Origin of the sequence: Sphingomonas pituitosa NBRC 102491, from assembly GCF_001598435.1 — a bacterium.
Taxonomy (GTDB): domain Bacteria; phylum Pseudomonadota; class Alphaproteobacteria; order Sphingomonadales; family Sphingomonadaceae; genus Sphingomonas; species Sphingomonas pituitosa.
In genome coordinates, this window is sequence record NZ_BCYY01000015.1 from 85744 (window position 1) to 98617 (window position 12874).

Here is a 12874-nt window from a genome sequence, read left to right on the forward strand (position 1 = left end):
GGTTATGATGCAACTTCGGCATGGCCTCCCCCTCGCGGGTTGCCTAGGCGGCGCGGGGCTCCGGCGCAAACGCTCGAAGGAAGAGATCGACGATATAATCCGTTTCCTCGTCCATCTCGGCGTCGCTGAACTGGTAGCCGAGCATCGCCCGCTGGTGCGAGCCCATGCACAGGCTGGTCAGCGCGAACGCGGCCTTCAGCGGATCGGACTGGCGCAGTTGCCCCTTGTGCATCGCGTCCTCCAGATGCGCCGCCAGCATCTCGCGGGTGCGCTGCGGACCGCGGCGGAAGAAGATCTCCCCCATCTCGGGCGTGCGCTCCACCTCCGCATGGATCACCCGGTGCAGCTGGATCGCCTCACGCGACGTCACCTTGCGCAACAGGCTGCGGATGAACGCGCAAAGCGTCGCCTGCAGGTTGTCCGACGGGACCAGCAGCTGCATCACCTGCTCGCGATAGTCGCGCGTCGCCTCATCGACACAGGCGTCGAACAATTCTTCCTTCGACGCGAAATAGCTCCACAACGTGCCCTTGGATCCGCCCAGCTCCGCCGCGATCGCCGACATCGAAACGCCGGCATAGCCCTGCTCCATGAAATGGCGCTTGGCGATGGCGAGGATGGCGGCGCGCCGGTCCTGCTTCCGCGCTTCACGCTTGCCGAGACATTTGGGCGTTACGATTTCCATAACCGTACTATAGGGTACGATTTTCTATTGACAAGGGCGAAAGGCCTCTCCATCTGGAACTCGTACCCAATAGTACGGTTTTTCCAGACCATGATGAGTCGTTTCCCAACAAGGCCCTTGTTGCTGTCTGCGGCTGCCGCTTCGGCGCTGGCAGCCTGCGCGCCGGTGCCCGATCTCGGCGCCCGCCCCGACGTGCGCGCCGCCAACAGCTACGCGGCGGACCAGTCGTTCGCCGGCTCCGCGCAGGCGCAGTGGCCCGTCACCAACTGGTGGACCGCCTATAACGATCCGCAGCTCAACGCGTTGATGGACGAGGCCTTTCGCGGCGCGCCCAATCTGGCTGCGGCGGCCGCGCGGCTGCGCTCGGCACAGGCCTATGCCGTCCAGGTCGGCGCGGCCCGCCTGCCGCGCGTCGATGCCAGCGGTTCGGCGGCGGCCAACCAGATCAATGTGGGCGATGGCCTGCCGATCGAGATCGGCTCCAACGTCCAGACGATCGGGTACGGCACGCTCAACCTGGCGTTCGATCTGGACCTTTGGGGCAAGAACCGCTCGCAGCTCGCCGCCGCCACCTCCGAAGCGGAGGCAGCCCGGCTCGAGCTGGAACAGGCACGGCTCGCGCTGTCGACCAACATCGCCGCCGCCTATGCCGATCTCGCCCGCCTCGCGGCCGACCGCCGCGTGCAGGAGCGTGCGCTGGAAGTGCGCCTCGCCACGCAGAAGCTGGTCACCGATCGCGTGACCAACGGGCTCGAGACGCGCGCCGAGGAGAAGCAGGCAGCCTCCGCCGTTCCCGCCGCACGCGCCCAGCTCGCCGCGATCGACGAGGATATCGGCCTCACCCGCAACCGCATCGCGGCACTGCTCGGCCAGGGTCCGGATCGCGGGCTGAGCATCGCCCTGCCCGCCGCGCCGACCGAAGCGCGCGGCATCCCCGCCGACGTGACGACGGACCTGATCGGCCGCCGACCGGACATCGCCGCCGCCCGCGCCCGGGTGGAGGCCGCCGCCAGCCGGATCAAGGCCGCCCGCGCCGACTTTTATCCGTCGATCCGCCTGAGCGCATTGGCCGGCTATGGCGCGCTCGGCCTTGACAACCTTGTCAAAGGTAGTGGCGCATCGGTGTTCCAGGCCGGTCCGGCGATCAGTCTGCCGATCTTCCATGGGGGCGAGCTGCGCGGCCAATATGCCCGCGCCCGCGCCACCTATGACGAGGCGGTCGCCAATTACGACAACAGCGTCACCACGGCGTATCACGACGTGGCCGATGCAGTGACCAGCCAGAAGGCGCTGGCCACGCGGCTGGCGCAGAGCCGCCAAGCGCTCGAAGATTCCGAACAGGCCTATGGAATCGCACAGCAACGCTACCAAGGCGGGCTCTCGCGGTTTCTCGATGTTCTGACCGCCGAGGAGAGGGTGTTGCAGAACCGCCAGATCGTCGCCGCGTTGGAGGCTCGTGCGTTCGCGCTCGACGTCCAACTCGTCCGCGCGCTCGGCGGAGGCTTTTCTACCAACAACGCGGCGGTCGCCGCTTCCGAGGTCAAGACCAATGGCTGATGCAGAACCCGCCATCCATTCCGCACGCGGCGACGCCGCCGATCGCAACGAGCCCTCCCAGGCGCCCGCCCCCGTCGACATGGACGACGGCCGGCGCAAGACGCTGCGCAAGCGGCTGATGCTCGGCGTGGGCGGCCTCGTCCTGATCGCCGGGCTCGGCTATGGCGGCTATTACATGGCCGTCGGCAGCCACTTCGTGAGCACCGACAACGCCTATGTTGGTGCCGACAGCGCCAGCATCACCCCGATGACCGGCGGCCAGGTGCTCCGTGTCGCGGTGTCGGACACCCAGGCGGTGAAGAAGGGCGACGTGCTCGTCCAGATCGACGACAGCGATGCCAAGATCGCGCTGGCCCAGGCCGAGGCCGATCTCGGCCGCGCCACCCGCCAGTTCGGCCAGACCTCGGCGACCAGCGAAGCGCTCGCCGCGCAGGTGCAGGCGCGCGAGGCGGACATTGCCCGCGCCCGCGCGCAGGTGACCGCGGCACAAGCCGATTTCCAGAAGGCGCAGATCGACCTGTCCCGCCGCCAGAAGCTCGCGCCCAACGGCGCGGTCTCGGGCGAGGAGCTGAGCTCGGCGACCAACGCCTTCGCGGCGGCCCGCGCCAACCTCGAACTCGCCAAGGCGGGTCTGGCGCAGGCGACCTCGACCCGCGTCGCGGCCAGCGGCCAGCTGGCGGCGAACCAGGCGCTGGTCAACGGCACCACCGCGACCACGGCGCCGGAAGTGCTCGCGGCCCGCGCCAAGGTGGATCAGGCCAAGCTCGACCTCGCCCGCACCACGATCCGCGCGCCGTTCGACGGCGTGGTCACCCGGCGCAACGTCCAGGTCGGCCAGCGCGTCGCGCCGGGCGCACAGCTGATGCTGATCGTGCCGCTGAACCAGCTCTATGTCGACGCCAACTTCAAGGAAGGCCAGCTGACCCGCGTAAAGGTCGGCCAGCCGGTGACGCTGACGTCGGACCTCTATGGCGGCGACGTCGAATATCATGGTCGGGTGATCGGCTTCTCGGGCGGCACGGGCTCGTCCTTCGCGCTGATCCCGGCGCAGAACGCGACCGGCAACTGGATCAAGGTGGTCCAGCGCCTGCCGGTCCGTGTCGCGCTCGACCCCAGGGAACTGCAGCAGCACCCGCTGCGCGTCGGCCTGTCGATGGACGCCGAGATCGACACCTCGGCCAAGTAAGGAACACGTGCCATGAGCGGGCAGCAGCAGCGCGGGGGCTTCCTGGAGGGGCCCTCGCTGATCCTTGCCGGCGTGGTGCTGGCATTGACCAATTTCATGGTGGTGCTCGACACCACCATCGCCAACGTCTCCGTGCCGCACATCGCCGGCAGCCTGGGCATCTCGTCCAGCCAGGGTACCTGGATCATCACCTCCTATGCGGTCGCGGAAGCGATCTGCGTGCCGCTCACCGGCTGGCTCGCCGGCCGGTTCGGCGTGGTGCGCGTGTTCATCCTCGGCGTGATCGGCTTCGGCATCTTTTCGGTGCTGTGCGGCTTGTCGACCTCGCTCGGCATGCTGGTCGCCTGCCGGATCGGCCAGGGCCTGTGCGGCGGCCCGCTGATGCCGCTGACGCAGACCTTGCTGCTGCGCATCTTCAAGCCCAGCCAGCACGCCCAGGCGATGGGCCTGTGGGCGATGACCACGGTCGTCGCGCCGATCCTCGGCCCGATCGCCGGCGGCACGATCAGCGACAACTGGTCGTGGCACTGGATTTTCTTCATCAACATCCCCGTCGCCGCGCTGTGCGCATTCGGCGCGATGCGGCTGCTGCGCCGCGCCGAGACGCCGACGCAGAAGCTCTCGGTCGACAAGGGCGGCCTGGCACTGCTGGTGCTGTGGATCGCCGCGCTGCAAATCATGCTGGACCTCGGCCGCGAGCATGACTGGTTCAACGATGCCACCATCGTCTGGCTGGGCGTGGTCGCCGCAGTCGGCTTCCTGGTCTTCCTCGCCTGGGAGATTACCGCCAAGGACCCGATTGTCGATCTGCGGGTGTTCCGGCACCGCGGCTTTACCGTGTCCGTGATCTCGCTGTCCTTCGCCTTCGCCACCTTCTTCGCCTCGGCGGTGATCATCCCGCAATGGCTCCAGTCGAGCCAGGGCTACACCGCCACCTATGCCGGCTATGCCACCGCCTTTTCGGGCGTGGCGGCGGTGTTCATGTCGCCGGTGGTCGCCAAGCTGTCGAACAAGGTCGATCCGCGCCTGCTGGTGTCGTTCGGCATCCTGTGGCTCGGCGTCTCGGCGCTGCTGCGCGTCTACTGGAACAGCCAGGCGGGGTTCTGGACCTTCGCCTTCCCGCAGTTCCTGCAGGGCTTCGGCATGCCGTTCTTCTTCATCCCGCTGACCACGCTCGCGCTCGGATCGGTGCTGCCGGAGGAGACCGCCTCGGCGGCGGGCGTGATGAGCTTCCTGCGCACCATGGCGGGCGCGATCGGCACCTCGATCTCGACCAGCATCTGGGACGACAGCTCGCGCATCGCCCGCAGCGAGATCGTCTCGCGGATGAATACCGAGCCGACTCTGAACGCGATGATGGCGCAGGGCTTTTCGGTGGACCAGGTGCGCAGCGTGGTGGCGCGGCTGGTCGATCAGGAGAGCCTGACGCTGGCGACCACCCATGTGTTCCTGCTCTCGGCGATCATCTTCGTGTTCGCGGCGGGGATCATCTGGCTGACGCCGCGCCCGCGCGGCAAGGTGGATACCAGCGCGGCGCACTGATATTCTGCAAGTTCGTAGAGGCACATAGCCCGTTCCAGCGATGGAGCGGGCTATGTGTCATAGATGTGACAAGGACAGTACGACATACGTCATTCGCGCATTGACATCCCCTGCCCCACCGATAGCATCCCCCTAATAAGCAGAAACGTTTTCAGGGGCGGGATGTCCGAATCGGTGCTTTGATCCACAAAAACGGGGTGATCAAATGACCGACCATCTAGTAACCTGCGCCACTACGACACCATCTGCGCGCGCAACGGCGCCGGAACAGCTGGCCTCTACGTGCTGCAGCTTCGCGATAACGACCGGCTGATCCCGGGCACATCGCTGCCCAATCCGGCACCATCAGCGATTGCGATGCCGTTATTTCCAAGCAGAGGATGCCCGGCAGGATATAGCCTGCAGCGCTAGCCTCAATGCTTTTGGCCTTGCGCGGTAGGCGGGCCCGGTTCGAACCATTGTTGTTGGCGTACCCGCCTCGCTGCCCCGGAAGGGATGCGGGGATAGTGCCGTGCAACCATGCCTCCGGGGCATGATTGCCGGGGCGTACCCCAGTGTCGACCTTTCTCCACCCGAGCGCGCGGAGGCGCTTTCGGGAACGGATCTCCGCGTCCGGTGCGGGACCGACACAGGGCAACCAGGAAGACGAGAGAAAACAGATCGCTTCTGAGGAACGAACGACAACCATCAGCCTTCGGGGGGCACCATCGAATGCAATTTCGCGAAACGGCTTCGTTCACGGTTCTGGCCATCACCCTGGCGCTTGCCGCCACACCCGCCCTTGCACAGGACAGCGCGAGCGCGGCACCGCAAGGCGACGACATCATCGTTACCGGCACGCGCGTTACCGGCCTGCGCGCCGCCGACAGCCCCGCGCCGATCCAGTTGCTGAGCGCGGCCGAACTCGCCCGCACGGGCCAGCCGGACCTGATCCAGGCGCTCGCCCAGAACCTGCCGAGCGTGCAGGCCCAGGCGTTCGGCAGCGACCTTCAGGCGCACAACCTGCAGATGAAGCTGCGCGGGCTGAGCCCTAATCACACGCTGGTCCTGCTCAACGGCAAGCGCCGCCACGGCACCGCCAACGTCTCGATCGCGGGCGGGCCGTTCGGCGGCAGCGCCGCACCAGACATCAGCTTCATCCTGCCCTTGTCGATCGACCATATCGAAGTTCTGCAGGACGGCGCCGCCGCCCAGTACGGCACGGACGCGATCGCGGGCGTGATCAACATCATCCAGAAGAAGGCCGACCATGGCGGCATGATCACCGCCACCGCCGGGCGCTATTATGATCAGGGCGGCAAGACATATGCGATTGCCGGGAATGTCGGCTTCGCGCCGTTCGAGAACGCCTTCGTCAACCTGACGGTGGAGAAGAAGCGCAAGGGCTTCAGCTTCCGCGGCGACATCAACCCGCAGGTCTATGGCAACAACACGGTGGCCGCGCGCTACCTCTCGCTCTACCCGGCGATCAAGAACCTGCCCTATTATCCCTATACCAACCGCATCCTCGGCGATCCCTCGATCGACCAGACCTCGGTCATGGCGAATGCCGGCTATGATTTCGGCAACGGCTACGAACTCTACGCCTTTGGCAGCTATGGCCACAAATATGCCCGCGCCTATGAGAATGTCCGCACGCCCGACGTGATCGTCAGCGCCGCCGGCGTTCCCTTCTACCCCGCAGGCTTCCAGCCGCTCGAGGCGGTGCGCGAGACCGACTATGCCGTCACCACCGGCTTCAAGGGCCCGCTCGGCGCCGGCACCTTCGACATCGCCTCCACCTATGGCGACGACCTGGTCGGCGTGCATGTCGAGAATTCGGGCAACGCGCAGCTCTATCGCGCCACCGGCTTCACCCCGACCGAGTTCCACAATGGCGACTTCAAGGCCAGCCAGTGGACCAACACGCTGGACCTGACCTATCCGATCGAACTGGGCCTGGCCGAGCCCGCCAACCTCGCCGGCGGGCTGGAGTGGCGGCGCGACACCTATGGCATCGTCTCGGGCGACCCGGCCTCCTATTATGGCGGCGGTGCCCAGTCCTTCTTCGGATACAGCCCCAACGATGCCGGCAACCACCGCCGCACCAACTTCTCGCAATATCTCGACCTGAGCATCAAGCCGCTCGCCGCCTGGCTGATCGACGGCGCGATCCGCCACGAGCATTACAGCGACTTCGGCGACACCACGGTGTTCAAGCTGACCAGCCGCTACGACCTGTCCGACGCCTTCGCGATCCGCGGCACCGTCTCCACCGGCTTCCGCGCGCCGACGCTGGCCGAGGGCTTCTATTCGGGCATCAACGTCGCCCCCAGCGGCATCTCCGGCGTGCTGCCGGCCAACTCGGCGGCGGGCGCGGCGCTGGGCTTTGGCGGCCTCAAGCCGGAAAAGTCGACCAACTTCAGCGCCGGCTTCGTCTTCCACCCGGCCAAGCGGCTGACCGTGACGGTGGACGGCTACTGGATCGACATCCGCGACCGGATCCTGATCTCCAGCTCCTTCTACGGCTTCCGCGGCCAATATTGCCCGCAGAACTATACGGGCTCCAACGCCAGCCGCTGCGTCGCCTACAATGCCGACAACTATCTGACCTACAACCAGACATCGGTGTACAACGCCGTCGCCACCGCGCTCGGCGGCTCGATCCCCAGCTATGTGCTGCTCGACGTCAACGGCGAGCGGAACATCGACGGGTCGGTCTCGGTGCAGACGTTCGTCAACGGCGCCAAGGTGCGCACGCGCGGCGTCGATTTCACCGCCAACTACGCGACCGACCTGGGCAATCTGGGCAACGTCGACTGGTCGCTGACCGCCAACTACAACGAGAACAAGGTGCGCGGCATCTCGGGCCTGCCCACGCCGCTCTACGTCAACCGCACCGATCCCAGCCGTTCGGCGCTGATCGATCGCTACAGCCTGGTCCAGCTCGAGAACAGCACGCCCAAGTTCCGCGCCACGCTCGGCGCCTTCTGGACGCGCGGCATCTTCAGCCTCAACCTGCGCGAGAGCTATTACTCCCGCGTCTATGCGCTGGAATCCACGCCCGGCAACAGCCCGCTGCGCGGTGCCGATACCATCGTGCCGGTCAACGCCGCCTTCATCACCGATGCCGAACTGACCGTAGAGGTCGCCAAGCCGGTTCGGCTCTCCATCGGTGCGAACAACCTGTTCAACCACTATCCGACCAAGCGTTCCGCGGAGAATATCCGCGATCCCCAGCTGCTCTCGGGGTCGCGCACCTATTCGAGCAACCTCTATCCGACGATCTCGCCCTACGGGATCAACGGCGGCTATTATTACGGCCGGATCAGCGTGAAATTCTGAAGCTTTGCCGGCCGGGGGCGCGCGCCCCCGGCCGGTCCTGTCGCGTGCAAGAACATAACTCGGGAGTGATGTCCTTTGCTTAACTCTTCCATGGACTGGCTGATCCCGCTGGTGGGCCTGCTGGTCGCCGGGCTCGCTGCCGGTTTCGCCGGCGGCGTGTTCGGCATTGGCGGCGGCTTCGTCGTCGTCCCGGCCCTGCTGCTGATGCTGCCCCTGCTGGGCGGCGAGCACAGCCAGTACGCCCATGTCGCGATCGGCACGTCCGCGGCGACCATCATCATCACCTCGATCCGATCGGTGCTGAGCCACCACAAGCGCGGCGCGGTCGATTTCGAGATCCTCAAGACCTGGGCGCCCTGGGTGGTGCTGGGCGACGGCATCGGCGTGCTGCTCGCCAGCCATGTCGACGGACGCGTGCTGACCCTGGTGTTCGCCAGCGGCGTGCTGCTGATGTCGGTGAACTTCCTGGTGCCGCGCCTGGGCAACCGGGTGATCAGCGACCAGATGCCGATGGGGGTCGCGCGCGTCGCCATCGCCGGCGGCCTGGGCACCTTCTCGTCGCTGCTCGGCATCGGCGGCGGCACGATCGCGATCATGGTGATGACCCTGTGCGGCCGCTCGATCCACCGCGCGGTCGCCACCGCCAGCGGCATCGGCACGCTGATTGCCATCCCAAGCGCGATCGGCTTCGCGCTGATCGGCATGCATGAAACCGGGCTGCCCTGGGGCTCGCTCGGCTTCGTCAACCTGCCGGCGACGCTCGCCATCGCCTCGATGTCGATGCTCACCGCCCCGCTCGGGGTCGCAGCTGCCCACGCCTTACAACCAGCCATGCTGAAACGGGTATTCGGCATTTACCTCATCGTCATCGCGCTGGTGATGTTCCACAATGCGCTGAAGTTCTGACGCGCGTCTTCGATCGAAACAGGGAGGACCACGACATGACCATCATCGAAACGCTCAAGCAGCCCGAAATCACCGAAGACCTGCGCGGCCGGGGCTATTCGCGCCGCGACATGGGGCGGATCGCCGCCCTGCTCGGCGGCTCCGTGGCACTGGGCCGCGCCGCGCCCGCCTTCGCCCAGCAATCGGCCAAGGCGGTCGTCGGCGCGGTCCGCATCGGATCGAACGAATGCTGGACCGGCCCGCTGCCCGCCGGCGCGGCGGCGGCAATGAAGATCGTGACGGAAGGCAATCGCTACGAACCGAACGGGGAGCATGACCGGCTGTTCGCCGCCGTCTCGGCAGTGGAAGGCCTGCCCGCCACGCACATCAAAGCCTGGCCGGGATCGAGCGACCCGCTCAACCGTGCCGCCATCACCTTCGCCTCGCCAACGCGCGGCATCGTCACCGCAGACCCGACCTATGAGCAGATCTGGCGCACCGCCGCCTGGATCGGCGCCAAGGTCACCAAGGCGCCGCTGGGGCCGCAGTATCAGCACGACGTCAAGGCGATGCTGGCGGCCGACCCGAACGCCGGCCTCTATTATGTCTGCTCGCCCAACAATCCCACCGGCACGCTGACTCCCATCGCAGACATCGTCTGGCTGGCGGAGAACAAGCCGAAGGACGCGGTGCTGATCGTCGACGAGGCCTATATCCACTTCGCCGATGCGCCCAACGCGGCCAAGCTGGTCGCCGCCCGCGACGACGTGCTGGTGATGCGCACCTTCTCCAAGCTGTTCGGCATGGCGGGCATGCGCCTGGGCCTCACCTTCGCGGCGCCGTCGCTGCACGAGAAGATGATGCGCTATGACGGCATGCAGGTGACCAACATGCTGCCGATGACCGCCGTCGCCTGCGGCACCGCCTCGATCCCGCTCGCCGGCGAGATCAAGGCGCGGCGCGACGAGATGATCGCGGTGCGCGAGAAGACCATCGCCCATCTCCAGAACCGTGGCCTGAAGGTACTGCCGGGCAGCCATGCCAACATGTTCATGACCGAATGGAAGGGCAAGGCGCCGAAGGAGATGATGGCGGCGCTGCTCGCCCAGAACGTCCAGATCGGCCGGTCGTGGACTGCCTATCCGACGATGTCGCGTGTCACCGTCGGCTCGGCGGCGGACATGGAGAAGTTCCGGATCGCGGTCGACAAGGTGCTGATGGCCTGAGGTTTGCGGTGCCTGGCCCGCGCCGCCTCCCTGGGCGGCGCGGGTCCGTTTTCAGCCTGCAGGCGCGATCGGCAGCATCGCCTCGAAACAGGCGCCGCCGGCCCCCTCCACCAGCACCAGATCGCCACCATGGCCGAGCAGGATCTGCCGTGCCAGGGCCAGCCCGACGCCGCTCCCCTGCGGCTTGGTGGTGAAGAAGGGGCGGAACACGGCCCCGCGGTCGCCAGGCGCGATACCCGGACCATTGTCCCACACCCGCCACCAGGCCGCACGTTCGTCGCGCCACAGCGACAGGCCGACCCGGCCCTCGCCCGCCCCGCCAACCGCCTCCGCGGCATTCTGCAGCAAGGCCCAGAGCGCCGCGCTCAACTGGTCGGCATCTCCCTGCAGGCGTACCGGCGCCTCGCCATCGAAGGCGAGCGGCAGGTCCGGCCAGCGGGTTGCGAACAGCCGCGCGAGATCGGTCGCCACCTCACGCAGGTCGAGCGGCGCCAGGCGGGGCGCCGGCAGCCGCGCCAGCGAGCGATACGCTTCGCCGAAGCGCTGCAGCCCCTCGGCCCGGCGCGCAACCGTCCCCACGGCGTCGCGCAGCGCGGGAAGCGCGAGCGCCGGTTCGTCCAGCATGTCCGCCGCCGTGCGGCTCAGCGAGGCGATCGGCGTCAGGGCATTGACGATCTCATGGCTCAGCACCTGCACTAGCTCCCGCAGCGTGGCCGCCTCGGCCGCCTTCAGTTCGGCGTCGATGTCGATCAGCGCCGCGAGCCGGCTCTGCGCACCGCCCAGTGCGAAGTCGCTGGTGGTCAGCGCATAGCTGCGGCCGCCGATCGTCACCGTGGCTGCACGGCCGGAAGCGTCGCCGATCGCCTCGACCAGGAGCGGCGGCGGATCGGCGACGAGATCGGCCGCCCCGAACAGGCGACGCGCGGCGCGATTGATCGCGTGGAACCGCCCCTCGCCGTCCAGCGTCACGATGGGGGCCGGCGAAAGATCGAGCAGCGCCGTCAGCCGCCGCTCGCGATGGGCCGGGTCCGGCGCCGGGCCCGGCGCGGCCACCGGCACCAGCTGGGGCTTGCCGGCCGCCACGACCCCGGTCGCGATGCTCCACAGCCCCGCAAGCGCCGCGACCAGCGCGCTCGCATAAAGGCCCGCCCCCCAGGCGATCGCGAAGGCGCCCCCCGCCGCCAGCAGCAGAATTCCGCGCAGCAGCGCCACCCAGCCCCTAGAGCCCATATTTCGCCATCCGCCGATACAGTGCCGCCCGCGTCAGCCCCAGTTCCGCCGCCGCGCGGCTGACGTTGAAGGCGTGCCGCTTGAGCGCCGCCGCCACCAGCGCCGCCTCGCTCCGCCCGAGATTGAGGTCCGCCTTGATCGCGCGCGGCTCCAGCGTGTCCTCCGGCAGCGCCAGGCCCAGCGTCGCGACGTCGATCGCCTCGCCGCCGCCGAGCAGCACCGCGCGCTCGATCGCCTGGCGCAGTCCATGCACCCCCTCGGGCCAGGGATCGGCGGCGACGGCGCGCGCGGCCTCGTCGGTCAGCGGTCGCAGCGGCTGGCCATAGCGTCCAGCGAACAGCGCACAGAAATGGCGCGCGAGCAGCAGCGCGTCGCCGCCACGCCCGGCGAGCGGCGGCAGATCGATCTCTACCGTGTTCAGCCGGAAGCGCAGATCGTCGCTGAGCGCCGCGCGGGTGCCAGCCCGATCGCACCGGCTGGTCGAGAGCAGGCGAAGGCCGCCCAACCGCCGCACCAGCTCGGGCTGCAAGGCCGGTGCGAGCTGGTCCACCGCCTCGATCAGCAGCGTGCCGCCCTCTGCCGCCGCGGTCCGCGCTTCGATCGCCGCCAGATCCGCCACCGCAGCGTCCAGCGTCACCAGCGGCCGCTCGGCGCGGGCCGAGGCGCGGTGGAGCAGCTGCGCCGCCAGCGTCTTGCCGCTGCCCGCCGGGCCGGTGAGCAACACCGCCGCGTCCGTGGGCCCCACCCGCGCGATCAGCCCGCGCGCCGCTTCGATCGCGGGCGCCTCGCCGAGCAGCAGCAGCGCCTCCTCGCCCGTCGGCGCGGGTGCCGCCGCCAGCTTCGCCCGCCGAAGCGCCACCGCGCGCTCGACGGTGGCGAGCAAGCGTTCGTTGCTCCACGGCTTGATCACGAAGTCGCTCGCCCCACCGCGCATCGCCTGCACCGCCACCGCGATGCCGCTATGGCCGGTGACGACCACCACCACTGCGTTGCGATCGGCGGCAATCAGCCGGTCGAGCATGCGGAACCCCTCCTCCCCGCTGGTCCGCCCACGCGCGAAATTGAGGTCGAGGAGGATCGCGTCGACCGGCCCCTCGGCCAGCCGCACCCAGGCCGCGTCCAGATCTCCGGCACCCAGCACGCGCATGTCGTTCCGTTCCAGGAGCAGGGTCGCCGCGCGGACGATGTCGGGATCGTCGTCGATCACCAGGATGGTCGGCGATTCGGTTGGCACTGGCT

At 68.0% G+C, this 12874-nt stretch carries 9 protein-coding genes; 6 read left to right on the forward strand and 3 right to left on the reverse strand.

Annotated elements, in window-relative coordinates:
- Positions 1 to 43 precede the first annotated feature (43 nt).
- On the reverse strand, positions 44 to 685 hold the full coding sequence (locus SPI01S_RS13220) for a TetR/AcrR family transcriptional regulator (RefSeq protein WP_066723168.1): 642 nt from the start codon (positions 683 to 685) through the stop codon (positions 44 to 46).
- 117 nt (positions 686 to 802) lie between these two features.
- Between SPI01S_RS13220 and SPI01S_RS13225 the strand changes: the two genes are divergently transcribed.
- The 6 genes from SPI01S_RS13225 to SPI01S_RS13250 all read left to right on the forward strand — a co-directional run bounded on the left by SPI01S_RS13225 (position 803) and on the right by SPI01S_RS13250 (position 10405).
- Positions 803 to 2242: an efflux transporter outer membrane subunit gene (locus SPI01S_RS13225; protein WP_157084682.1), complete on the forward strand. Its 1440-nt coding sequence runs from the start codon at positions 803 to 805 to the stop codon at positions 2240 to 2242.
- Positions 2235 to 3428 carry an HlyD family secretion protein gene (locus tag SPI01S_RS13230; protein ID WP_066723170.1) on the forward strand — a complete coding sequence of 398 codons (1194 nt, stop codon included), beginning with the start codon at positions 2235 to 2237 and terminating at the stop codon, positions 3426 to 3428. Before SPI01S_RS13225 ends, SPI01S_RS13230 begins: the two co-directional genes overlap by 8 nt.
- A gap of 12 nt (positions 3429 to 3440) precedes the next feature.
- Entirely contained in the window at positions 3441 to 4970 is a 1530-nt protein-coding gene (locus SPI01S_RS13235; RefSeq protein WP_066723172.1) for a DHA2 family efflux MFS transporter permease subunit, read from the forward strand.
- Positions 4971 to 5681: 711 nt separating this feature from the next.
- Positions 5682 to 8294 carry a TonB-dependent receptor plug domain-containing protein gene (locus SPI01S_RS13240; protein ID WP_066723173.1) on the forward strand — a complete coding sequence of 871 codons (2613 nt, stop codon included), beginning with the start codon at positions 5682 to 5684 and terminating at the stop codon, positions 8292 to 8294.
- Between the two features lie 90 nt (positions 8295 to 8384).
- On the forward strand, positions 8385 to 9200 hold the full coding sequence (locus SPI01S_RS13245; protein ID WP_066723175.1) for a sulfite exporter TauE/SafE family protein: 816 nt from the start codon (positions 8385 to 8387) through the stop codon (positions 9198 to 9200).
- Between the two features lie 35 nt (positions 9201 to 9235).
- On the forward strand, positions 9236 to 10405 hold the full coding sequence (locus tag SPI01S_RS13250; RefSeq protein WP_066723178.1) for a pyridoxal phosphate-dependent aminotransferase: 1170 nt from the start codon (positions 9236 to 9238) through the stop codon (positions 10403 to 10405).
- A 51-nt stretch (positions 10406 to 10456) separates the two neighbouring features.
- Here SPI01S_RS13250 and SPI01S_RS13255 read toward each other — a convergent pair whose 3' ends face one another.
- Positions 10457 to 11635, reverse strand: coding sequence for a sensor histidine kinase (locus SPI01S_RS13255; RefSeq protein WP_066723180.1), 1179 nt, complete (start codon positions 11633 to 11635; stop codon positions 10457 to 10459).
- A complete protein-coding gene (locus tag SPI01S_RS13260) occupies positions 11625 to 12869 on the reverse strand; it encodes a sigma-54-dependent transcriptional regulator (protein ID WP_066723182.1) in 1245 nt (414 codons plus the stop codon). Before SPI01S_RS13260 ends, SPI01S_RS13255 begins: the two co-directional genes overlap by 11 nt.
- Positions 12870 to 12874: the final 5 nt, after the last annotated feature.